At 51.7% G+C, this 21,447-nt stretch carries 28 protein-coding genes; 3 read left to right on the forward strand and 25 right to left on the reverse strand.

Annotated elements, in window-relative coordinates; translation table 11 throughout:
* Window positions 1-155: 155 nt before the first annotated feature.
* The 4 genes from H8K47_RS13565 to petA all read right to left on the reverse strand — a co-directional run bounded on the left by H8K47_RS13565 (window position 156) and on the right by petA (window position 3,732).
* Window positions 156-767, reverse strand: a complete 612-nt coding sequence (locus H8K47_RS13565) for a glutathione S-transferase N-terminal domain-containing protein (RefSeq protein ID WP_162018945.1) — start codon at window positions 765-767, stop codon at window positions 156-158.
* A gap of 148 nt (window positions 768-915) precedes the next feature.
* Window positions 916-1,680, reverse strand: coding sequence for a cytochrome c1 (locus H8K47_RS13570; protein ID WP_186881951.1), 765 nt, complete (start codon window positions 1,678-1,680; stop codon window positions 916-918).
* Between the two features lie 25 nt (window positions 1,681-1,705).
* Window positions 1,706-3,118 carry a cytochrome b gene (locus H8K47_RS13575; protein WP_186881984.1) on the reverse strand — a complete coding sequence of 471 codons (1,413 nt, stop codon included), beginning with the start codon at window positions 3,116-3,118 and terminating at the stop codon, window positions 1,706-1,708.
* Window positions 3,118-3,732 (reverse strand): ubiquinol-cytochrome c reductase iron-sulfur subunit, encoded by a 615-nt coding sequence (gene petA / locus H8K47_RS13580; RefSeq protein WP_186881952.1) that lies wholly within the window; start codon window positions 3,730-3,732, stop codon window positions 3,118-3,120. Before petA ends, H8K47_RS13575 begins: the two co-directional genes overlap by 1 nt.
* A gap of 479 nt (window positions 3,733-4,211) precedes the next feature.
* Here petA and mscL point away from each other — a divergent pair, with 479 nt between their 5' ends.
* Entirely contained in the window at window positions 4,212-4,634 is a 423-nt protein-coding gene (gene mscL / locus H8K47_RS13585; RefSeq protein WP_329604172.1) for a large conductance mechanosensitive channel protein MscL, read from the forward strand.
* Between the two features lie 91 nt (window positions 4,635-4,725).
* Here mscL and H8K47_RS13590 read toward each other — a convergent pair whose 3' ends face one another.
* Entirely contained in the window at window positions 4,726-5,493 is a 768-nt protein-coding gene (locus H8K47_RS13590) for a Nif3-like dinuclear metal center hexameric protein (protein ID WP_186881953.1), read from the reverse strand.
* 9 nt (window positions 5,494-5,502) lie between these two features.
* Between H8K47_RS13590 and H8K47_RS13595 the strand changes: the two genes are divergently transcribed.
* Complete coding sequence (locus H8K47_RS13595; protein ID WP_186881954.1) at window positions 5,503-6,669, forward strand: Do family serine endopeptidase; 1,167 nt, start codon at window positions 5,503-5,505, stop codon at window positions 6,667-6,669.
* A gap of 3 nt (window positions 6,670-6,672) precedes the next feature.
* Complete coding sequence (locus H8K47_RS13600; protein ID WP_186881955.1) at window positions 6,673-7,341, forward strand: DUF2461 domain-containing protein; 669 nt, start codon at window positions 6,673-6,675, stop codon at window positions 7,339-7,341.
* A 13-nt stretch (window positions 7,342-7,354) separates the two neighbouring features.
* Here the strand turns inward: H8K47_RS13600 and tatC are convergent, their stop codons facing one another.
* From tatC to H8K47_RS13700, 20 genes are all read right to left on the reverse strand, one after another.
* Window positions 7,355-8,122: a twin-arginine translocase subunit TatC gene (gene tatC, locus H8K47_RS13605; RefSeq protein WP_186881956.1), complete on the reverse strand. Its 768-nt coding sequence runs from the start codon at window positions 8,120-8,122 to the stop codon at window positions 7,355-7,357.
* Window positions 8,123-8,180: 58 nt separating this feature from the next.
* Entirely contained in the window at window positions 8,181-8,675 is a 495-nt protein-coding gene (gene tatB, locus H8K47_RS13610) for a Sec-independent protein translocase protein TatB (protein ID WP_186881957.1), read from the reverse strand.
* Window positions 8,676-8,711: 36 nt separating this feature from the next.
* The gene (gene tatA, locus H8K47_RS13615; protein WP_186881958.1) at window positions 8,712-8,924 is read right to left on the reverse strand and encodes a Sec-independent protein translocase subunit TatA; all 213 of its coding nucleotides are present in this window, start codon (window positions 8,922-8,924) and stop codon (window positions 8,712-8,714) included.
* Between the two features lie 38 nt (window positions 8,925-8,962).
* Window positions 8,963-9,334, reverse strand: coding sequence for a histidine triad nucleotide-binding protein (locus H8K47_RS13620; protein WP_186881959.1), 372 nt, complete (start codon window positions 9,332-9,334; stop codon window positions 8,963-8,965).
* A gap of 55 nt (window positions 9,335-9,389) precedes the next feature.
* Window positions 9,390-9,743: a phosphoribosyl-ATP diphosphatase gene (locus H8K47_RS13625; RefSeq protein ID WP_186881960.1), complete on the reverse strand. Its 354-nt coding sequence runs from the start codon at window positions 9,741-9,743 to the stop codon at window positions 9,390-9,392.
* Window positions 9,740-10,141, reverse strand: a complete 402-nt coding sequence (hisI, locus tag H8K47_RS13630) for a phosphoribosyl-AMP cyclohydrolase (RefSeq protein ID WP_186881961.1) — start codon at window positions 10,139-10,141, stop codon at window positions 9,740-9,742. The genes H8K47_RS13625 and hisI overlap by 4 nt, the downstream gene beginning before the upstream one ends.
* Window positions 10,138-10,902 (reverse strand): imidazole glycerol phosphate synthase subunit HisF, encoded by a 765-nt coding sequence (hisF, locus tag H8K47_RS13635; RefSeq protein WP_186881962.1) that lies wholly within the window; start codon window positions 10,900-10,902, stop codon window positions 10,138-10,140. The genes hisI and hisF overlap by 4 nt, the downstream gene beginning before the upstream one ends.
* Window positions 10,899-11,690 carry a 1-(5-phosphoribosyl)-5-[(5-phosphoribosylamino)methylideneamino]imidazole-4-carboxamide isomerase gene (gene hisA / locus H8K47_RS13640; protein WP_186881963.1) on the reverse strand — a complete coding sequence of 264 codons (792 nt, stop codon included), beginning with the start codon at window positions 11,688-11,690 and terminating at the stop codon, window positions 10,899-10,901. Before hisA ends, hisF begins: the two co-directional genes overlap by 4 nt.
* A gap of 87 nt (window positions 11,691-11,777) precedes the next feature.
* Complete coding sequence (gene hisH / locus H8K47_RS13645; protein WP_186881964.1) at window positions 11,778-12,416, reverse strand: imidazole glycerol phosphate synthase subunit HisH; 639 nt, start codon at window positions 12,414-12,416, stop codon at window positions 11,778-11,780.
* 50 nt (window positions 12,417-12,466) lie between these two features.
* Window positions 12,467-13,069, reverse strand: a complete 603-nt coding sequence (gene hisB, locus H8K47_RS13650) for an imidazoleglycerol-phosphate dehydratase HisB (protein ID WP_186881965.1) — start codon at window positions 13,067-13,069, stop codon at window positions 12,467-12,469.
* A complete protein-coding gene (hisC, locus tag H8K47_RS13655; protein ID WP_186881966.1) occupies window positions 13,066-14,151 on the reverse strand; it encodes a histidinol-phosphate transaminase in 1,086 nt (361 codons plus the stop codon). Before hisC ends, hisB begins: the two co-directional genes overlap by 4 nt.
* 72 nt (window positions 14,152-14,223) lie before the next feature.
* Window positions 14,224-15,000 carry a DNA-methyltransferase gene (locus H8K47_RS13660; RefSeq protein WP_186881967.1) on the reverse strand — a complete coding sequence of 259 codons (777 nt, stop codon included), beginning with the start codon at window positions 14,998-15,000 and terminating at the stop codon, window positions 14,224-14,226.
* Between the two features lie 16 nt (window positions 15,001-15,016).
* The gene (gene hisD / locus H8K47_RS13665; RefSeq protein ID WP_186881968.1) at window positions 15,017-16,330 is read right to left on the reverse strand and encodes a histidinol dehydrogenase; all 1,314 of its coding nucleotides are present in this window, start codon (window positions 16,328-16,330) and stop codon (window positions 15,017-15,019) included.
* Window positions 16,331-16,348: 18 nt separating this feature from the next.
* Window positions 16,349-17,002 (reverse strand): ATP phosphoribosyltransferase, encoded by a 654-nt coding sequence (gene hisG, locus H8K47_RS13670; protein WP_186881969.1) that lies wholly within the window; start codon window positions 17,000-17,002, stop codon window positions 16,349-16,351.
* A complete protein-coding gene (murA, locus tag H8K47_RS13675) occupies window positions 17,002-18,252 on the reverse strand; it encodes a UDP-N-acetylglucosamine 1-carboxyvinyltransferase (RefSeq protein ID WP_186881970.1) in 1,251 nt (416 codons plus the stop codon). Before murA ends, hisG begins: the two co-directional genes overlap by 1 nt.
* Complete coding sequence (locus tag H8K47_RS13680) at window positions 18,252-18,488, reverse strand: BolA family protein (RefSeq protein WP_162019418.1); 237 nt, start codon at window positions 18,486-18,488, stop codon at window positions 18,252-18,254. The genes murA and H8K47_RS13680 overlap by 1 nt, the downstream gene beginning before the upstream one ends.
* A 113-nt stretch (window positions 18,489-18,601) precedes the next feature.
* Window positions 18,602-19,357 carry an ABC transporter permease gene (locus H8K47_RS13685; RefSeq protein ID WP_186881986.1) on the reverse strand — a complete coding sequence of 252 codons (756 nt, stop codon included), beginning with the start codon at window positions 19,355-19,357 and terminating at the stop codon, window positions 18,602-18,604.
* Between the two features lie 5 nt (window positions 19,358-19,362).
* Window positions 19,363-20,283, reverse strand: coding sequence for an ABC transporter ATP-binding protein (locus H8K47_RS13690; RefSeq protein WP_186881971.1), 921 nt, complete (start codon window positions 20,281-20,283; stop codon window positions 19,363-19,365).
* 151 nt (window positions 20,284-20,434) lie between these two features.
* Entirely contained in the window at window positions 20,435-20,722 is a 288-nt protein-coding gene (locus H8K47_RS13695; RefSeq protein ID WP_329604173.1) for an STAS domain-containing protein, read from the reverse strand.
* A gap of 10 nt (window positions 20,723-20,732) precedes the next feature.
* Entirely contained in the window at window positions 20,733-21,371 is a 639-nt protein-coding gene (locus H8K47_RS13700; RefSeq protein ID WP_186881973.1) for an MlaC/ttg2D family ABC transporter substrate-binding protein, read from the reverse strand.
* Between the last annotated feature and the right edge of the window lie 76 nt (window positions 21,372-21,447).

Genomic DNA, 21,447 nt, shown 5'->3' on the forward strand with positions numbered 1-21,447 from the left:
ATGCCTTGCTGTGACAATTTTGCGTAAGTCCTAACGAGTGAAACAAAGAATCCGGGAACAAAGATTCTGATAGTCAGAAATTTTGCCACAAAAAGTTAAGGCTGACTTTAGAAAAAAGTCAGCCTTAACATATTTCACATCCTGACCAGCCCTGATTAACGGCGCATCACTTTCTCGGATGGCGTCAATGCCTCGATGTAAGCCGGGCGCGAGAAAATGCGTTCAGCATATTTCATGATAGGCGCAGCGGTTTTGGACAATTCAATGCCGTAGTGATCCAGACGCCACAACAAAGGCGCAACCGCCACGTCCAGCATAGAAAACTCTTCGCCCAGCATGTATTTATTTTTGATAAACAATGGAGCGAGCTGAGTCAGGCGGTCACGAATCTCGGCACGTGCTTTATCTTGTGCCTTGGCGGATGTCGTGCTCTTGTCGTTTTCCAGCGTATGCACGTGAACGAACAGCTCTTTTTCGAAGTTGAACAGCATCAGACGTGCACGCGCACGTTGCAGCGGATCAGCCGGCATCAGTTGCGGATGCGGGAAACGTTCATCAATATATTCATTGATGATGTTGGATTCGTAGAGTATCAGTTCACGTTCGACCAGGATAGGCACCTGACCATAAGGATTCATGGTCGAAATATCTTCCGGTTTGTTGAACAAATCAACATCACGGATTTCGAAATCCATGCCTTTTTCAAACAAGACCAGACGGCAACGCTGAGAAAATGGGCAAGTTGTACCCGAATAGAGAACCATCATTTTTATAGTTCCTTAAAAACGATCAGGGCGAGGCACCTTGACGCACCTCACCCTTGGGATTACTCGTCCGCTTACGACGGAGAAAAACGGACGATCTGAAAAATTCCTGTCAGATGTGAAACTCTTCACATTGACAAGATACATGCAATTATTTGACCTCTTTCCAGATGGAAGCGTTCAAACGCCATGCAAGTGTCGCTAAAACTGCCATGAAAATCAAGACTACTACCCCAAGACGCTTGCGGATATTTTGGGCAGGTTCGCCCATCCATTGCAAATATGCAACCAAATCACCCACAGCATTGTCATATTCGGCAGCGCTTAATTTACCAGCCGCGACAGTTTCAAAACCACTGAATTTGTGTACCGATTTGGATGCATCATGTGCATCTTTTTCTTCTACAAATTTCGCAGTGCGAACACCTTGCAATTCCCATAAAACATGTGGCATACCCACATTCGGGAAGACCAGATTATTCCAGCCGGTAGGACGGGACTCATCTTTGTAGTAGGTGCGCAGATAAGTATACAACCAATCTGCACCGGTTCCTGCTTCAGATGCTTTTGCTCTTGCGATCACGGATAAGTCCGGCGGTACTGCACCAAACCAGGCCTTTGCATCCTTGGCTGACAGGGTGTTTTTCATCAGATCACCCACTTTTTCTCCTGTGAACAAGAGGTTTTGCTTGATCTGATCTTCTGTCAGGCCGATATCGCGCAGGCGATTGTAACGCATTGCGGACGCTGAGTGGCAGTTGAGGCAGTAGTTAACGAACAGTTTGGCACCATTTTGCAGAGCTGCCATATCTGTTGTACGGTCCGGCGCCTTATCCAAAGGATGGGTGGCACCGCTTGCGAACGCTAATGCTGGAACCAAAGCAACAGCAGCGATCAGTTTTTTAAGTAATTTCATGCTAATTCGTCCTCGCTTAGTTGACTTAGTGAGCGCTGAAAGTCACACGCTTCGGTACAGGCTTGAATGTACCCATCGCACTCCACCATGGCATCAACAGGAAGAAGCCGTAGTAAATCACTGCACAAACCTGCGACACACGTTCGCCTGTCGGTGACGGTGCCTGCACACCGAGGTAGCCCAGGATCACAAAAGCAATCGCGAAGATGATGTACACATACTTGTGCCAGTCTGGGCGATAGCGTATCGATTTCACTGGTGACAAATCCAGCCAAGGCAGGAAAGCCAGGATCACAACAGAGCCACCGAACAAGACCACACCCCAGAATTTCGCATCCAGTGCGCCAGGCATCATGCCAGCGATCGCAACCAGTGCGATACCAGCAATCGCCATTTTGATGACAGTAGGCAGCTTGGTTTTGATGTAAATGAACGCGACATAAGCTGCGATACCGGCCTGCACTACGTACAGGAATTCCGATGTTGTTGCACGCAGGATCGAGTAGAAAGGCGTGAAATACCAGGTCGGCGCGATATGTGGCGGCGTTTTCAGCGAATCAGCCGGAATAAAGTTGTTGTATTCAAGGAAGTACCCCCCCATTTCCGGCGCAAAGAATACAACTGCGCTGAACAGCGTCAGGAATACCGTCACACCGAAGATATCTTTCGACGAATAATAAGGATGGGATGGGATGCCATCCACCGGATGACCATCAGCACCAATGTTATCCTTGATTTCAATACCGTCAGGATTGTTAGAGCCAACTTCATGCAGAGCGATCAGATGCGCTGCAACCAGACCCAGCAAGACCAGCGGAATTGCAATCACGTGGAAAGAGAAGAAACGGTTCAATGTTGCATCCGACACCACGTAATCACCACGGATCCACAAAGACAGATCAGGGCCGATGAAAGGAATTGCACCAAACAGATTCACAATCACCTGTGCGCCCCAATAAGACATCTGCCCCCAAGGTAACAGGTAACCGAAGAACGCCTCTGCCATCAGACACAGGAAAATCGCGAAACCAAACAACCAGATCAGTTCACGCGGCTTACGGTAGGAACCATACATGAAGGCACGGGCCATATGCAGGTAGACCACGATAAAGAAAGCCGAAGCACCGGTAGAGTGCATATAACGCACTAACCAGCCCCAGGGCACATCACGCATGATGTATTCCACCGATGCGAATGCCAGATTTGCATCGGGTTTGTAATGCATGACTAGGAAAATACCGGTCACGATCTGAATCACCAGCACCAGCATCGCCAATGAGCCAAAGATGTACCAGAAATTGAAATTTTTCGGTGCGTAGTATTTACCCCACTGATCATTCCACAGCTTGGTCAGCGGGAAGCGGGAATCAACCCAGTTCAGTGCGTGTTCAGCTGCAGACGCATCCGCAGGCAGTTTTTTCTCAACAAATGCCATGATTACGCCTCACCTTTCTCATCTTTACCAATCAGTATCTTGGTGTCCGACAGGAACATATGGCGCGGCACATCCAGATTTTGCGGGGCTGGTTTATTTTTGAATACGCGACCAGCCAGATCGAACGTAGAGCCATGGCATGGGCATAAGAAGCCACCTTGCCAGTCATCTGGCAACGATGCCTGGGCACCAGCCTGGAACTTGGAACTTGGGGAGCAACCGAGATGGGAACAAATGCCGACTGTCACCAGAATTTCCGGATGTTCTTTGCGGGAGCGGCTTTGCTTATCGCAATACTCCGGCATATCCATGGTGTAAGGCTTATTGGATTGCGGATCAGCAACTTTATCTTCGGTCTTGGCCAGACTGGCCAACATTTCCGGTGTCCGCTTCAGAATCCAGACTGGCTTACCACGCCACTCCACCGTTGTCATTTCACCGGATTTCAAAGCGGAAATATCCACTTCTACCGGCGCACCAGCCGCTTTCGCGCGCTCTGATGGCTGGAACGTGCTTACCAATGCTCCCGCCGTAGCCAAGCCCGCCACGCCACCTGCCGCGCAAGTGGCGACGAGCAAACCGCGGCGGCCAGAATCGACCTGCTTTTCGTTACTCATACCAACCCCAATCTGTCAAAAGTCAAAACCCGACGACTAGAACTCATTTCATCAATACGAGTCGGAGGTCACCCCTCCGGGAACTGACACTGTCTGCACCGGTAAAACCTGTGCAGACATGCCAGACAATCCGTTTTTTGAGTCGCGCACAACAACAGACACAAATGTCCCGAATTGCCTTATCCGCACCCACAGCTACGGATGAAATAAGCTCTAACTTCTAGCAACCTTAAATTATAAAGTAGCGGAATATGGTTTTAAAGCAAAAGATCCCCAAACAACAAAAATACGCGATTTTTTAAACATTTTCACTGTTTTTTGACATATTTGGATGCAAAAATGCGAAAAATGTGTTTATTCGGTATTTTCGGGAAAACATCATTAACAATGTCTTTGCGCCAATTTTACTGCTTGCACTTTAGAATACATCTGTCCGCAAAATCGTGGCATAACTATTAATGAAAAAAGGGAGTTTTTTTATGAGTATGATGCAAGAATTTAAGGCATTTGCAGCCAAAGGTAATGTCATCGATCTGGCCGTCGGTGTGATCATCGGTGCTGCTTTCGGTAAGATTGTGGACTCATTGGTGGGAGATATTGTGATGCCAGCCATTACCCGTTTGCTGGGTGGCGGGTTGGATTTTTCTAACTATTACTTGCCGTTGAACGGACAGGGTACGCAACTGGCGCTGGCAGAAGCCAAGAAATTAGGCGGCGTTATTGCCTATGGTAACTTCATCACTGTTACCGTGAATTTCCTGATACTGGCCTTTGTCATTTTCCAGATGGTCCGCCTGTTCAATAAAATGAAAAAGGATGAACCGGTAGCTGCGCCAGCCCCAGTTGTGACGCCGGAAGATGTGTTGTTATTACGCGAAATTCGCGATGCATTGAAAAAATAACTGAGTTGGTAATTTGTCTCCGTCAAGCAACAGCCAGCACCTTTTGTCGCTGGCTGTTGTTGCTTCGGGGCCAACTATCGCGCCCCGCACATCAGACCGGATTGTCGACATCAATAAACTGATGGCTGATGCCAAACTGCTGTGCTATCCAATTGCCCAGCGCCTGTACGCCGTAGCGCTCGGTCGCGTGGTGACCGCAAGCCAGGTAAGCCACGCCAGTCTCACGTGCCAGATGTACCGTAGGCTCTGAAATTTCCCCAGACAGATAAACGCTGGCACCGGCAGCAACTGCGCGGTCCAACATGCTGTGTGCCGCACCGCTGCACCAGGCAATTTGACCCAGAGTCTGTTCCGGGTCACCAATCAATAAGGGGGTACGGCCAAGCACAGCAGCAATGTGCTTCTGCAAGTCCCCCACGGTGCGTAGTGCAGCATCAGCAACCTGCCCCATCCAGCCTATATCGTCATCACCAAAGCGCCCTGTAGGCGTGAAATTCAACAGACGTGCCAGTTGCGCGTTATTTCCCAGTTCAGAATGACTATCCAGCGGTAAGTGGTAGGCAAACAGACTGATATCGTTTTTCAGCAATAAGGCCAGGCGCTTGTATTTATGTCCAACCAGGCGCATATCCTCACCACGCCAGAAATAACCGTGATGTACCAGTACTGCATCGGCACCCAGCTCAAGCGCATGCTCCAGCAAAGCCAGACTCGCCGTGACCCCCGTCACCAGATGCCGGATTTCAGTTCGCCCTTCCACCTGCAAGCCATTTGGGCAATAATCACGGAAACGATTAACTTGCAGCTCATTTTCCAGTGCTATAGCCAGTTCATCCCGATTCACACTTTTCTTTTCCATATCTTCCTTATGCGACGTCTTTGGTTGTTGTTTGCACAGACTGTGACTGTTGGTCTGGCGATCTGGTTTATTGTAACCACGCTTAAACCTGATTGGGTACGCTCAGGTTTCAATCCCGCTTCACAAACGCGTATCAGTGCCGGCGTCACGCTTAAAGAAGCACTGGTCAGTCAGACACCGGCGCAAAATTCTTATCGGGGCGCGGCAGGCAAAGCGATGCCTTCGGTGGTCAATATTTACACCTCAAAAGAAGCCAGACGCTCGGGCAATCCCTTGCTGAACGACCCCTTCCTGCGCCGTTTTTTCGGCGATCAGCAAGGGCAACGTACAGAGCGCCAGTCCAGTCTTGGTTCTGGCGTCATTGTCAGCGCTGAAGGCTATATTCTGACTAATAATCACGTGGTTGAGTCCGCAGATGAAATTGAAGTCGCGCTCACCGATGGCAGAAAAGCACGTGCAAAAGTGGTGGGTACCGATCCCGAGACCGATCTGGCTGTCATCAAAATCGAGATGAGCAACTTACCCGTCATCACCCTCGGCAATTCCGATCAGGCTCAGGTCGGCGACGTGGTACTCGCGATCGGCAATCCTTTCGGTGTGGGACAAACCGTCACCATGGGTATCGTTTCCGCGCTGGGACGCACCAACCTGGCTGACAGCGCATTTCAGAATTTCATTCAAACCGATGCAGCAGTTAACCCAGGAAATTCCGGCGGTGCGCTGGTAGATGCGAATGGCAATCTGCTGGGGATTAACACAGCGATTTACTCGCAAAACGGCGGCTCGGTAGGGATAGGTTTTGCAATTCCTATTTCCATCGCGCGACAAGTGATGGAGTCCATCATCAGTCAGGGTCAGGTAGTACGGGGCTGGATCGGTGTAGAGCTGCAGGACATTACGCCCGAACTGGCTGACAGTTTCGGGTTAAAGATGAAATCCGGCGCAATCATCACCGGCGTGGTACGCGATGGCCCGGCATTTAAAGCCGGTATGAAACCAGGCGATATTTTGTTGACGGTAGAGGGCAAAAACGTCACCAGCACGACTGAGTTACTGAATCTGGTCGCACAACTGAAGCCAGGGAACCATGCGAAGATTAAGGTATTACGGAGTAGCTCCGAGCCGACGCTGGATATCGCGATCGGCAAACGTCCCGTCCTCAACCGCGAAGAGTAAGCTATGCACCTGATCGATCTGAAAGCGTATCTGAGCGAACTGGCAGAAAATAATAACCGTGCTTGGTTTGTTATGAATAAGCCGCGCTACGACATCTTGCGCGCTGAATTTGTACAGCTGGTTACGTCACTGATCACAGAGATCGCTCGCTTTGATCCGGCCATAGCGGGCTGCGATCCTAAGAAAGCTTTATTCCGGATTAACCGCGATATGCGCTTTTCGCAGGATAAGTCGCCTTACAAAACGACCTTTTCTTCTTCCATCGTTCCAAATGGCAGAAAAAAGCCCAGCGAAGGTGGTGGTCCGGCCTATTATTTTCAGTTAGATGGGAATGGACGTTTGTTCTTTGCCTGCGGCGAATACATGCCACCATCTGACCGCTTGAAAGCGATACGTACGCATATCCTGAATGACAGCGCAGGCTTTCAGTCAGTCCTGGCAGATAAGAAGCTCAAACGGGAATTCGGTACCTTGCAAGAAGAAGGTAAACTACAACGCCCACCTAAGGGTTTTGATGCCAGCCACGCACTGATTGAATACATCAAACTCAAGAATTTTATGGTCTGGACTGAAATCCAGATCGATGGCTGGGACAGCGCCCAGGTGCAGTCCACACTGATCAACGCATTTCAAAGCGCGCAACCGCTGGTGCAGTGGTTACGCGCAGCCTGAACCAGCGCTTGATCTATTGTTCAGCAGCGTCTGGCGCCTGCGTCACCCGCACAAACAAGGGTGCGATTAACAGACCCAGCTCATATAGCAACCACATCGGTAAGGCCAGTGAAAACTGGCTAACGATGTCGGGAGGAGTCACGATCGCCGCGATCACAAAGGCACCAACGATCACATAAGGTCGAATCGCCTTGAGTTTTTCTACCGACACCAGCCCCATCCTGACCAGTACCACCACCACCACCGGCACTTCAAAAGTCACGCCGAAGGCCAGGCACATCGACATGATGAAATCGAGATAGTTTTCTATGTCGGGTGCCACATTGATGGAAGCGGGCGCGAATTCGTTAATGAACTTGAAGACACGGCCAAACACCAGAAAATAACAAAACGCGACCCCTGCCAGAAACAGCAGCGAGGACGAGATCACCAAAGGTGCGACCAGGCGTTTTTCGTGCGCATACAGGCCAGGCGCAATAAAGGCCCAGGCCTGATACAGTATCCACGGCAATGCCAGCATGAATGCGATCAACAGCGTTACTTTCATGGGTACCAAAAAAGGGGCGATCACACCAGTCGCGATCATTTTGGAACCGGCTGGTAAGGAGGCCAGCATAGGCTGCGCCAGAAAATCATAGATAGCAGAAGGCCCAGGCCACACCATCAAAACCGCGCAGGCGGCCAGTAAGCCGTAAGCTGCCTTGACCAGGCGGTCACGCAGTTCAACCAGATGAGAAATAAAACTCTCTTCTGCGCCTCCCTGTTCATGCTGATCAGTCATGCACCCACCATGGATAAATTCATTTCGTCTGTCATAAAGTCACGTAGGAAAAAACCGCTCAGAAGAAGCTGGCAGGTGGACGAGGTTGCGCACGATGACGCGCCATGCGGGCGGCACCGGAACTGATATGGCTGCGCTGACCATGTCTGTGTTTATACCAAGCTGGCAAAGCGCTGGTTTTGGCCAGACGCTTGCGACGAAAATCCTTAATCTTGGCATCCTGACGGGCATGACTCAGCGTGGCCGCAGGCGCAATTTGCGCGAGCGCTTCCGGTTCTTCCAGGTTGCGCAAACCCGTCTCAGCCTCGGTCCAGGATTGCTGCACAGTCTGCTCAACCTGCTGCGCAGCCTGCTCGACATGTTGCTGCATCTTACGCAACTCCTCGAGCTCTATCTCTTTGCTGACTTCCGCTTTCACATCATTGATATAGCGCTGCGCCCTTCCCAGCAAGGTACCCGCCATGCGGGCCACCTTAGGGAGTTTTTCCGGGCCGATCACGATCAGCGCGACCACGCCTATCAATGCTAATTTGCTGATACCCAGATCGATCATGCACAGTCTCCGGGTAAGTGTACGTAAGCTGACACTTTACTGCTTGGATTTTTCTTTGGCATCGACGTCGATGGTCGATTGCGCAGTCTGTTGCGTAGCCGGTTTATCTTCCTCACCTTTCACGCCATCTTTAAAACCTTTGACTGCCTTGCCCAGATCAGCGCCTACATTGCCCAATTTTTTGGTGCCGAATACCAGGATCACCACCACCAGAACAATAACCCAATGCCAAATACTGAATGAACCCATTACCTGCTCCTATTGAGAGTCACACTCTCGTGAAAAAATTAATGCTGTCCACGCCAGGGATGCGGACCACCAATGACGTGTAGATGCAAATGATACACTTCCTGACCACCATCCGGACCAGTATTGATCAAGGTTTTGTAACCGCCGTGCAGACTGCCATCTGCCTGCAGTACGGGTGCACAACCATGCTCTGCTGCCAGCTTTGGCGCCAAAGCCAGCATTTTCCCCAGCAGGACAGTATCTTCGGGCTTTGCGTCGGACAAAGTACTGATATGACGCTTAGGAATCACCAGCAGATGCACAGGCGCGGCCGGACGGATATCCTTGAACGCCAGTAAGTCTTCATCTTCATACACAATGCTGGATGGAATTTGTTTAGCAACTATTTTGCAAAAAATACAGTTATCCACGATTTTCCTAGTCAGATGAGTTGAACATAGCCATGCAAGTTAATCGTCTAAAGTATCAGGCATCCTGACGGGATGCTTTTTCCTCTAAACCCGATAATCCCTCACGCCGCGCCAGCTCATCCAATACCTGCTGAGGGCGCAAATCATACTGGGCTAACATGACAAGAGAATGAAACCAGAGGTCCGCACATTCATATAGAACCTGACTGGCATCACCGGACACGCGTGCATCCTTAGCAGCCATCACGGTTTCTGTCGCTTCTTCACCGATTTTTTTCAGGATGGCGTCGTCACCTTTACTGAACAATTTGGCCACATAAGAACTCGCAGGATCACCACCGTTGGCCAGCTTGCGGCTCTCGATGATGTCGGCCAGACGCTCCAGTATGCTTTGTTGTACTACGCTCATTTGTATATGCTTTCCGGATCTTTCAGGACAGGATCGGCAGCCAGCCAGTCGCCATCGTGTAAAGTGCCTTCAAATTTCTGGAAAAAACAGGAATGTCTGCCAGTATGACAGGCAATACTGTCGACCTGTTCTATCTTCAGCAGCACCACGTCTTCATCACAATCCAGACGGATCTCCAGCACCTTCTGGACATGACCGGATTCTTCGCCCTTGTGCCACAGTTTTTTACGGGAGCGACTCCAATACACGGCCTCCCCCAGTTCTACGGTACGCGATAAGGCTTCACGGTTCATCCAGGCGAACATCAATACATCATTGCTGCTTGCTTCCTGAGCGATCACAGGTACCAGTCCCTGATCGTCCCAGCGTACTTTATTGAGCCATTTTGCCGCACTCATAACAACCTCATAGGAATACCCTGCGCCGCCATAAACTGCTTGGCTTCGCCTACTGTATGCTGACCATAATGGAAAATACTGGCGGCCAGCACCGCATCGGCGCCGCCCAGTTTGATCCCATCGGCCAAGTCCTGCAAACCACCAACGCCGCCGGAAGCGATCACAGGTATCGACACAGCATCCGATACGGCACGGGTCAGGCCCAGGTCAAAACCAGAGCGTGTGCCGTCTTTGTCCATACTCGTCAACAGAATTTCACCGGCACCGAGCGCGGCCATTTTCTGTGCCCATTGCACCGCATCGAGTCCGGTCGCATTGCGGCCTCCGTGAGTAAATACCTCCCATTTGCCCTCGGCGACGCGCTTGGCATCAATCGCCACCACGATGCATTGCGAACCGTATTTATGCGCGGCATCAGCCACCAGTTGCGGATTGGTCACTGCAGACGTATTGATACCGACTTTATCAGCGCCGGCATTCAGCAGGCGTCTGACATCGGCCACAGAGCGCACGCCGCCACCTACCGTTAACGGAATAAATACCTGAGAAGCAACCGCTTCAATAATCGGCAGGATCAGATCGCGCTCATCGGAAGTAGCCGTGATATCGAGAAAGGTGATTTCGTCCGCGCCTTGCTGATCATAGCGACGCGCGATTTCGACCGGATCACCGGCATCGCGTAATTCCTGAAAATTAATCCCTTTGACTACGCGTCCGGCAGTGACATCCAGACACGGAATAATACGTTTGGCGAGCGTCATTCGGCCTCATCTTCTTCCGGCAAATCGCCGCTTAATTCGTCGGCGCGCAATTGCGCCGATTCCAGGTCCAACGTGCCCTCGTAAATCGAGCGGCCACAAATCACGCCTTCTATGCCCTCGTCCTGTACCGCACACAGCGCTTCCACATCGGCCAGATTGTGCACACCACCGGATGCGATCACCGGGATGGAAACGGCCTGCGCCAGCTTAACGGTGGCGTCAATATTCACGCCACCCATCATGCCATCGCGTCCGATATCGGTGTAAATAATGGCTTCGACGCCATAGCCTTCAAATTTCTGCGCCAGATCGATTACTTCGTGGCCGGATAATTTACTCCAGCCATCGGTCGCAACCTTTCCATCTTTGGCGTCGATCCCAACGATGATCTGGCCCGGGAAGGCGCTGCAAGCGTCAGCCAGGAAACCCGGATTCTTCACTGCCGCCGTGCCGATGATGATGTAGGACAGTCCATCATCCAGATAGCGTTCTATGGTGTCCAGGTCACGGATACCGCCGCCCAGCTGCACCGGAATTTCTTCGGTATCGGTTTCTTCGGCATAGTCACGCACTGCCTGCAGTATTGCTTTCACTGCACCTTCGTTCTTAGGCTTACCGGCAAATGCGCCGTTCAGGTCGACCAGATGCAGGCGGCGCGCACCTTGTTTCAGCCAATGCCTGGCCATCTCGGCCGGGTCTTCGGAAAACACAGTGGCTTGGTCCATATCACCTTGTTTGAGGCGTACGCAGTGACCGTCTTTGAGGTCGATAGCAGGAATGAGCAGCATGATGTAAAAAAGTAGGCGTCTAAAAGACTGTAAAAGACTAAAAATTCAGAAATGATTCAGATAATAAAATGCCGGTTGTTCTGAGGCTCAGGGCTTCCAGTGTACAAAATTCTTATACAGTTGCAAGCCTGCTGCCGCACTCTTTTCCGGATGGAACTGGGTGGCGAACAGATTGTCACGTGCCACGGCACAGGTAAAAGCCTGTCCATAGTCCGTCACACCTACCGTGTGCGCCGCAACCTCAGGCTGTGCAAAATAGCTATGCACAAAATAGAAATAGCTCTGGTCCGGGATACCCTGCCACAACGCATGGCTCTGAGCCTGTGCAACACGGTTCCAGCCCATTTGCGGCACTTTAAAGCGCGAGCCATCTGCCTGCAGACGACCATCAAGCTGGAAGCGTACCACTTTACCCGGCAATAATCCCAGGCCAGGCGTATTTCCTTCCTCGCTCAGGTCAAACAGCATTTGTTCACCGACACAGACGCCAAACAGTGGTTTGCTGCGACTGGCTTCCAATACCGCTTCCTGCACACCGGAATCACGCAGGCTTTGCATGCAATCCGGCATCGCGCCCTGACCGGGTAACACGATACGGTCGGCACTGCGAATATCAGCGACAGCACCGGAAATCAGCACTTCCGCTTCGGGAGCAACAGCACGCAGGGCTTGCGCCACCGAGCGCAAATTGCCCATACCATAATCAACTACAACAATTTTATTCATAATGAGGGACCGGTTTTATCCAGCCGGAAAACCGGTATTGAATCCTGATGTCAGAGAGTACCCTTAGTGGATGGGATAGTACCAGCAGCGCGTTCATCGTGCTCTGTGGCCATGCGCAGCGCGCGGCCAAATGCCTTGAACACGGTTTCACACTGATGATGCGCATTGTCTCCGCGCAGATTATCGATATGCAGCGTCACCAGCGCGTGATTCACGAAACCCTGGAAAAACTCACGTGTCAGGTCGACATCAAACTGGCCTATCATGGCACGGGTGAACGGAATGTGATAACTGAGACCGGGACGACCAGAAAAATCGACCACCACCCGCGATAAGGCCTCGTCCAGCGGCACATAAGAATGGCCATAACGACGTATGCCTTTTTTGTCGCCGACTGCTTTTGCAAACGCCATGCCCAAAGTAATGCCGACATCCTCGACCGTATGGTGTGCATCAATATGCAAATCACCGGTGGCTTCGATATCCAGATCAATCAGACCATGTCTGGCAATCTGGTCCAGCATATGATCGAGAAAAGGGACGCCAGTGTGCAGATTCTGCTTACCGCTGCCGTCGAGATTGATGGCGACACGGATCTGGGTCTCATTGGTATTGCGGGTAAGCGCCGCAATGCGTTCTGTTGGCTTATTCATGTTGTTTCAAGAGATGCTGCAAACGCAGCGAGAAATGAAGCATTTTCTTGTGCAGAGCTGACAGTCACCCGTAAGCAGTCGTGCAGCAGATTATGCATTTTACCTACATTTTTCACTAAAATTTTTTGTTGGACTAATTTCGCAAACACTTGTTCAGCATTCGCAACACGAATCAGCAAAAAATTCGCTGAAGAAGGAAATACTTGTACGCCAGGCAAGGCCGACAATGCAGAAGCCAGCTCACTGCGCTGCTCGCGCAAGAGGGCAGCCTGTGCCTCCAGCACCTCCACATGGCGCAGCACGAATTCGGCTGCCGCCTGACTCAGCACATTGATATTGTAGGGTGGGCGGACTTTTTCGAATTCCTGCATCAGTTGCGGGTGTCCTGTCATATAGCCTAGCCGTATGCCGGCCAGCCCCAGCTTGGAAACGGTGCGCATCACAGCCAGATTCGGGAACTCATCCAGTCTGGACATAAATGTCGCAGGTGCAAATGGCTGATAGGCTTCATCCACGACCACGATGCCGGTATCACCCACTGCGCGCAGTATCTGCTCCATTTGGACAGCATCGAACAAAGTCCCGGTAGGATTATTCGGATAGGCCAGATACGTGATGGCAGGACGATGCAACTGTATCGCTTCCAGCATCGCATCCACATCCAGGGTCAGATCAGCATGGCATGGCACGCCAATAAACTCTAGCCCGGCTAATTTGGCTGACATCGCATACATCACAAAGCCAGGCACGGGAGCTAATACCTTGGCGCCAGGACGCGCACAGGCAACCGACATCATCGCGATCAGTTCGTCTGAACCATTGCCCAGCACGACAGGACGCCCGGCCGGCACCCCCAGTTTGTCAGCGATCAGCTGCTTCAGTTGCTGATAAGACGGTACCGGGTAGCGATTCAATGCCACCTGTGACAAATGCTGCGCCAGCTCTTGCTGCAAAGCGGGCGGTAAAGAAAACGGATTTTCCATCGCGTCGAGCTTCAGAAAGCCATCTGCATCAGGAACATGGTAGGCTGCCAGGGCAGCAATTTCAGGACGGATCACAGCCGCCGCAGGGAAAGCGTTCAATCTCGACTCCAACTCACTCAGACATTTACATTGCGTCCGGCGCGACGACAAACGCCGCGATCATGGGCTGCCTCAGGCAGATAGCTCATGCGTTAAACCGGCAGCCAGACGCTTTTCTATCATGGCGCAATAGTCAGGATTTAATTCAAATCCGACATAATCACGCCCACAACGTTGTGCCGCAACGGCAGTCGTGCCGCTGCCCATGAAGGGATCGAAGACTACACCGCCGGGTGGGCAAGAAGCCTTGATCATACGCTCAATGATTTCGAGCGGTTTTTGGGTGGGATGATCTTCCCGTTCTGCATGCTCGCGATGCAAACGCGACACACTCCATACATCTTTAGGATTAAAACCCAGTTCCAGCCATTTAGCACCCTCAAAAATCTTACGGCTGCGCGCCTTCTTGGTGGCAGCATCGTAAGGAATCCGGATCGCATCCAAATCAAAATAATAGTCTTTTGCCTTCGCAAAAAAACCGATGGTGTCATGCACCGATGAATATCTTCTGACTGTACCACCCATGGATGGTACGCGCCGGTCCCAGATGATTTCATTGAGCATGGTCATACGCTGCTTGAGCATCACGAACACTTCCGGCGAATAGCGCCAGGTCAGAAAAATATACAGGCTGCCATTCGGCTTCAGCTTAGGCAGTGCAGCATCCACCCACTGCGTCATCCATTCCAGATAAGCGGCTGACTCCAGCTTATCGGAGTCATTACCGTAATCCTTGCCCAGTCCATACGGGGGATCCGCCAGCAGCAAATCTACGCTGGCATCGGGAATGCGTTCCATGCCCCGTAAGGCATCTTCGCAAAAAATCCGGTTACGCCAGGTCTCAGTCATGGGCAGTTCCGGCACTTCACTTCAGGCGCAGTTCGGCACTGCGGGCATGCGCCTGCAATCCCTCGCCATACGCCAGTTCTGCCGCAACTTTGCCCAGTGTCTGCGCGCCCTGCTCACTCACATGTATCATGGATGAACGTTTCTGGAAATCGTACACACCCAGCGGCGACGAGAAGCGCGCTGTACGCGAAGTCGGCAACACATGGTTCGGTCCGGCGCAATAATCGCCCAGCGCTTCTGATGAATAACGACCCAGGAACATCGCACCTGCATGGCGTATCTGATCGGCCCATTGCTGCGGATGTGCAGCCGAGATTTCCAGATGCTCAGCCGCGATACTGTTGGCGATCTCGCAGGCCTGCTGCATATCCTCAACTTTAATCAAAGCACCACGATTGGCGAGCGATGTACGGATCACTTCCTGACGTGGCATCTGTGGTAACAGCTTGACGATACTGGCCTGTACTGCATCGAGGTAAGCCTGATCCGGGCATAACAGGATGGACTGCGCCAGTTCATCGTGTTCAGCCTGAGAAAACAAATCCATCGCCACCCAGTCAGGATCAGTGCTGCCATCGCATAACACCAGAATCTCCGACGGACCCGCAATCATATCAATACCGACCGTACCAAATACACGGCGCTTGGCGGCTGCTACATAGGCGTTACCGGGACCGACGATCTTATCGACCTGAGGAATAGTAGCCGTACCATAAGCCAGCGCGCCAACAGCCTGTGCACCACCGATCGTGAATACGCGGTCGACACCGGCAATCGCAGCGGCAGCCAGTACCAGCGGGTTTTGTACGCCATCCGGGGTCGGCACCACCATGATGATTTCGCCGACTCCGGCCACTTTGGCTGGAATCGCATTCATCAAGACTGAGGACGGATAGGCCGCTTTACCACCCGGCACATAAATACCAACGCGATCGAGTGGCGTGACTTTCTGACCCAGCACAGTGCCATCTGCCTCGGTATAGCTGAAACCGGCAGAACCACATTCCTGTTTTTGGCGCTCATGGTAAGCACGTACCCGTTGTGCCGCAGTTTCCAGCGCCAGCCGGCGCTCCGGCGCCAGTGAGTCCAATGCCTGCTGCAAAGCCTGCTGACTCAGCTCCAGATCAGCCACACTGCTGGCCTGCAAGCGGTCAAAGCGATTGGTCGCTTCCAATACCGCCGTATCGCCACTCGCTTTCACACTGGCCAGTATCTGCGCCGCAGCGCGGTCTATGGCTTCGTCTTCACTGGCTTCAAAGGCGAGCAGAGAAGACAGGCGGCTTGCAAAATCCGGGGCCGATGCGTCGAGTCGGGTAATCAGTGATGCCATGAAAATTCTCTTCAGATTTTATGCTTTAGACAAAGATGCGCGCTCAAATGCTGCCAGTATCGGTTGCAGACGTTCGCGCTTTAATTTCAACGCCGCCTGATTCACCACCAGACGCGAGGAGATGTCCATAATATGCTCCACCTCGACCAGATGATTGGCACGCAGCGTACTGCCGGTACTCACCAGATCAACGATGGCATCGGCCAAGCCCACCAGCGGCGCCAACTCCATGGAGCCGTACAGCTTGATCAGGTCGACGTGCACGCCTTTGCTGGCGAAATGCTGGCGTGCGGTTTCAGTGTATTTGGTCGCGACGCGCAAACGTGCTCCCTGACGTACCGCATTTTCGTAATCAAAACCAGCCGACACCGCCACAGAAACGCGGCATTTGGCGATGTGCAGATCGATAGGCTGATACAGGCCTTCACCGCCATGCTCATGCAGCACATCCTTGCCGGCCACACCAAAGTCAGCCGCGCCATACTGTACATAGGTCGGCACATCGGAAGCCCGTACGATGATCACGCGCACATCAGGATCACTGGTGGCCAGGATCAGTTTGCGTGATTTTTCCGGGTCTTCGGTGACACGTATGCCTGCCTCTTCGAGTAAAGGCAGGGTTTCTTCAAAAATCCGCCCCTTGGAGAGCGCCAGCGTTAATTGTGATCCCATTATTTGATCCGTTGTATCTGTGCACCAACTGCGGACAATTTCACTTCCATTCTGTCGTAGCCACGGTCCAGATGGTAAATGCGGTCTATCAGCGTTTCGCCTTCTGCCACCATACCGGCAATCACCAGCGAGGCAGATGCGCGTAAATCGGTGGCCATCACCGGTGCGCCCAGCAATTTATCGACGCCATTCACGATCGCGGTGTGTCCGTCGATTTCTATCTTTGCACCTAAGCGATTCATTTCCTGCACATGCATGAAACGGTTTTCAAAAATCGTTTCAGTGACGCGGCTGGTGCCCTGCGCGATACAGTTCAACGCCATAAACTGTGCCTGCATATCGGTAGGAAAGCCCGGATATTCGGTGGTGCGGAAGCCAACCGCCTTAGGACGGCTGCTCATCTGAGCCCGTATCCAGTCCGGACCTGTGGTCAGTATCACACCCGCTTCGCGCAGCTTATCGAGTGCCACATCGAGGATGTCGCTGCGGGTATGGGTCAGCGTGATGTCACCACCAGTCGCTGCCACCGCGCACAGGAAAGTCGCGGTCTCGATACGGTCTGCAATCACGGCATGACTGGCGCCATGCAAGGCAGTAACCCCCTGAATCACCAGACGATCCGTACCTATACCTTCAATCTTTGCGCCCATGGCGACCAACAGATGGGCCAGATCGGTCACTTCAGGTTCACGTGCCGCATTTTCCAGCACGGTTTCACCTTCTGCAAGCGTTGCCGCCATCAGCAGATTTTCAGTACCGGTGACCGTAATCATATCGGTCACGATGCGCGCACCCTTGAGGCGTTTGGCTTTCGCATGGATATAACCCGCCTCGATGGTGATTTCAGCGCCCATCGCCTGCAAGCCCTTGATATGCTGATCCACAGGGCGTGAGCCTATCGCGCAGCCACCAGGCAGCGACACTTTAGCCTCACCGAAACGCGCCAGCAAAGGTCCCAGCACCAATATCGATGCACGCATGGTTTTCACCAGGTCGTAGGGCGCTTCCAGCTTGTCGATCTGCGCACCATTCAGTACGGTGACGCCGTTTTCCTGGCTAACCTGCAACCCCATCTGACGCAACAGCTTCAACATGGTATTCACGTCCTGCAGCGAAGGAACATTATGCAGAGTCACATCTTCAGCACTCAGCAAACCTGCGCACAATATTGGCAAGGCCGCGTTCTTCGCGCCGGAAATACGAATATCACCTTGTAGGCGGTGACCACCTGTAATCAATAATTTATCCATTATGCCTGGTACTCTTCAGGAGTCAGTGTTTTCATCGACAGGGCGTGAATCTCTTCGCGCATACGGTCACCCAATACCGCATACACCATCTGGTGGCGCTGAATCAGGCGTTTACCCTGAAATGCGGCACAGACGATAACCGCCTGAAAATGCTGGCCATCGCCTTCTACACTCAGATGCGTGCAGTCGAGGCCAGCGGCGATATAGTCTTGAATCTGTTGTGGAGTAGGTAACACGTTCATCTTTCTAGCAATCTGGTTTCTGGTTAACAGGACTTACACCCACCGTTTAACCGCCTGCTAACGGCTGATCGCAGCGGCAGTGAAATCCTTGTATTCATGTCTCAAAATTAGTGGCGCAACTTATAACCACGCTTCAGCATTTGTACCGCCAGTCCCGCCAGCAGCAGAAAGAAGACGGTAACGATCATTAAACTAAATACAGGATCGACATCCGATTTGCCAAAAAAACCAAAACGGAAACCATCTATCATGTAAAAGAAGGGATTAAAGCGCGACAGGCCCTGCCAAAATGCAGGCAAGGAATGTATCGAGTAAAACACGCCGGATAAGAAAGTGGCCGGCATGATCAGGAAGTTCTGGAATGCGGCTAACTGGTCAAACTTCTCTGCCCAGATACCGGCGATCAGTCCCATGGTTCCCAGCATCGCTGCGCCAAGCAAGGCGAACAAGGCTATCCACAGCGGTGCAACAAAATGCAAATCAGCGAACCAGGCGGTCACAATAAACACGCCCGCACCCACCGTCAGCCCGCGCAAAATAGCGGCAAGCACATAAGCACCAAAAATTTCCCAATGCGACAAAGGTGGCAACAAGACGAATACCAGATTGCCGGTGATCTTGGATTGAATCAATGAGGAGGACGAGTTGGCAAAAGAATTCTGCAGCACACTCATCATCACCAGACCCGGCACCAGAAAGGCGGTATAGCGCACTCCCGGGTAGACCTGAACATGTTCTTCCAGCACGTGGCCAAAAATCAGCAGATACAGCAAGGCTGTCATGACCGGTGCGGTAATGGTTTGTGTCGCAACCTTCCAGAAGCGCAGCACTTCCTTGTACAACAAGGTGTTAAAGCCAGTCATATTACTCATTGTCCGCCCTCCATAATCTGCAGGAAGACATCTTCCAGATCGGCCTGTAACAACTGCATATCTTCAAACACACAACCGGCCTGACGGAAAGCCGCCAATATGGATTCAACCTGATTGAAATCGGTGACACGCAACACAAACTGACGCGGATCCGCGGTCACTTCATGGCTGATGATTTTATCGCTGAGCACCTGTGGCAACTGGGTATTTCCGCTGGCTGCAACCGTTATGCGTAACTGCGAACCGGATATCCTTTGTATCAGTGCCGCGGTACTGTCTAGCGCAACGACCTTACCCGACTTGAGCATCGCAATGCGATTGCACAGCGCCTGAGCTTCTTCCAGATAATGGGTCGTGAGCACGATGGTATGACCATCACGGTTCAGTCTGGAAATAAACTTCCACAGGGTCTGACGCAATTCAACATCCACACCGGCGGTCGGCTCATCCAGTACGATCACTGGTGGCTTGTGCACCAGTGCCTGCGCCACCAGAACCCGGCGTTTCATGCCACCTGACAGCGAACGCATATTGGCATCTGCCTTATTGGTCAGATCCAGGTTCTCCATAATTTCATCAATCCATTTGTCGTTATTTTTGATACCAAAATAACCGGATTGCATGCGCAGGGTTTCACGCACGGTAAAGAAAGGATCAAATACCAGCTCTTGTGGCACGACACCGAGGTTACGACGCGCATTGCGATAATCGCTGACCACATCATGTCCCTGGACGCTGATATTACCCGCGTCGGCACGGTTGAGGCCGGCCAGGATAGAAATGAGCGTGGTCTTACCTGCACCATTTGGACCCAACAGGCCGAAAAACTCACCCTCTTCTATCGATAGCGAGACGCCACCTAAAGCCTGTAAAGACTGGTAACGTTTTTGGATATTGCTAATTTGTATGGCTGCCATGTGGCGTGCTTGCACTTCAGTGCATTCAGAAAGTGGATTTAAGGTAAGCGCCAATTTTCAGTGGCGAAACCTTTGATTATAGGGGATTTTCAGAGAGAGAACCGGACTGACCCGAAACTTCGTTCAGGTCAGTGGCTCATTGCCGTGAGCGTCAATGTCGCTCAGGTGTATGTACAGAGGTATGCGTAACAAATTGCGCGCTGAGTCCGTAAAGACGAATCAGACTGTCCAGCCCGGCAGGAACATGAAGACAAGTAATTTGTTGACTTTTTACCAGCAAATCTCGCTGCCACGCGATCATCGCCGCAACGGCTGAAGAATCCAGCTGGGAAAGCCCTGAGAAATCAAACTCACACTCTCCCGCAAGTATCGCTGCCTTACCGGCAGCAATGACTTGCATTGCATTATGCTGAGTGAGTTCCTGACCGACTGTAAACACAGATCACCTATTATTTTGAACCGGATTTAGCCGAAGCTGCTGCCAGTTTTTTGTTCTTTTCAACCAGAGTCTTAATCAGACCATCCATACCGGATTTGCTGATTTCAGCAGAAAAACTGCCTTTATAGGTTTCTACCAACCAGGCACCCAACACATTGATGTCATAGATTTTCCAGCCCGCTGGCAGCTTCTCGAGACGATAGTTTAACTGAATTGGCTCGCCACGGGATTGAATCACCTGTGAGCGGACTTCAACTTCGGTATCTTCCGGCGCAGCACGTAAAGGTTTAAATTCCACACGCTGATCCTTGATTTGGGAAATTGCACCGGAATAAGTAAATACCAGCAAAGTGCGGAATTCGTTGGTCAACTGCTTTTGTTGCTCAGGTGTGGCTTCTCGCCAGCTTTTACCAGCAGCCAGAGAAGTCATTCTCGGAAAGTCGATATACGGCAGAATTTTACTTTCCACCATGTCATATACACGCTTCTGGTTACCGGCCTGGATATCCTTGTCGTTTTTAGCCAGATCCAGAATTTCCTGGCTCAGACGCTTAACCAACTGATCAGGGGCTTCCTGTGCCAGCGCGACACCGCCAAAGCTCAGACTTGCCATCAGCGTGATAACGAAGCGGTAAAAAAATGATTTCATGTTTCTTTCCTTATTAGCCCGTACCGTTCAATGCGCATACGCAAAGTCCGGTTCAGGCCCCAGAGTTAATAGATTA

Source organism: Cognatundibacterium rugosum, from assembly GCF_014284365.1.
In the GTDB taxonomy this organism is placed as follows: Bacteria; Pseudomonadota; Gammaproteobacteria; order Burkholderiales; family Burkholderiaceae_D; genus Undibacterium; species Undibacterium rugosum.

Bases quoted from the DNA above. Each gene is read 5' to 3' on its own strand.
- tatA (WP_186881958.1), bottom strand. From the start codon at position 8,924: ATGGGTTCATTCAGTATTTGGCATTGGGTTATTGTTCTGGTGGTGGTG.
- H8K47_RS13660 (WP_186881967.1), bottom strand. From the start codon at position 15,000: ATGACTGAGACCTGGCGTAACCGGATTTTTTGCGAAGATGCCTTACGG.
- hisI (WP_186881961.1), bottom strand. From the start codon at position 10,141: ATGAGTGCGGCAAAATGGCTCAATAAAGTACGCTGGGACGATCAGGGA.
- mscL (WP_329604172.1), top strand. From the start codon at position 4,212: ATGAGTATGATGCAAGAATTTAAGGCATTTGCAGCCAAAGGTAATGTC.
- H8K47_RS13565 (WP_162018945.1), bottom strand. From the start codon at position 767: ATGATGGTTCTCTATTCGGGTACAACTTGCCCATTTTCTCAGCGTTGC.
- hisA (WP_186881963.1), bottom strand. From the start codon at position 11,690: ATGCTGCTCATTCCTGCTATCGACCTCAAAGACGGTCACTGCGTACGC.
- hisD (WP_186881968.1), bottom strand. From the start codon at position 16,330: ATGGCATCACTGATTACCCGACTCGACGCATCGGCCCCGGATTTTGCA.
- H8K47_RS13625 (WP_186881960.1), bottom strand. From the start codon at position 9,743: ATGAGCGTAGTACAACAAAGCATACTGGAGCGTCTGGCCGACATCATC.
- H8K47_RS13595 (WP_186881954.1), top strand. From the start codon at position 5,503: ATGCGACGTCTTTGGTTGTTGTTTGCACAGACTGTGACTGTTGGTCTG.
- H8K47_RS13700 (WP_186881973.1), bottom strand. From the start codon at position 21,371: ATGAAATCATTTTTTTACCGCTTCGTTATCACGCTGATGGCAAGTCTG.
- hisH (WP_186881964.1), bottom strand. From the start codon at position 12,416: ATGAATAAAATTGTTGTAGTTGATTATGGTATGGGCAATTTGCGCTCG.
- hisB (WP_186881965.1), bottom strand. From the start codon at position 13,069: ATGAATAAGCCAACAGAACGCATTGCGGCGCTTACCCGCAATACCAAT.
- hisG (WP_186881969.1), bottom strand. From the start codon at position 17,002: ATGGGATCACAATTAACGCTGGCGCTCTCCAAGGGGCGGATTTTTGAA.
- H8K47_RS13570 (WP_186881951.1), bottom strand. From the start codon at position 1,680: ATGAAATTACTTAAAAAACTGATCGCTGCTGTTGCTTTGGTTCCAGCA.
- H8K47_RS13690 (WP_186881971.1), bottom strand. From the start codon at position 20,283: ATGGCAGCCATACAAATTAGCAATATCCAAAAACGTTACCAGTCTTTA.
- petA (WP_186881952.1), bottom strand. From the start codon at position 3,732: ATGAGTAACGAAAAGCAGGTCGATTCTGGCCGCCGCGGTTTGCTCGTC.
- H8K47_RS13685 (WP_186881986.1), bottom strand. From the start codon at position 19,357: ATGACTGGCTTTAACACCTTGTTGTACAAGGAAGTGCTGCGCTTCTGG.
- hisF (WP_186881962.1), bottom strand. From the start codon at position 10,902: ATGACGCTCGCCAAACGTATTATTCCGTGTCTGGATGTCACTGCCGGA.
- tatC (WP_186881956.1), bottom strand. From the start codon at position 8,122: ATGACTGATCAGCATGAACAGGGAGGCGCAGAAGAGAGTTTTATTTCT.
- H8K47_RS13590 (WP_186881953.1), bottom strand. From the start codon at position 5,493: ATGGAAAAGAAAAGTGTGAATCGGGATGAACTGGCTATAGCACTGGAA.
- murA (WP_186881970.1), bottom strand. From the start codon at position 18,252: ATGGATAAATTATTGATTACAGGTGGTCACCGCCTACAAGGTGATATT.
- H8K47_RS13600 (WP_186881955.1), top strand. From the start codon at position 6,673: ATGCACCTGATCGATCTGAAAGCGTATCTGAGCGAACTGGCAGAAAAT.
- tatB (WP_186881957.1), bottom strand. From the start codon at position 8,675: ATGATCGATCTGGGTATCAGCAAATTAGCATTGATAGGCGTGGTCGCG.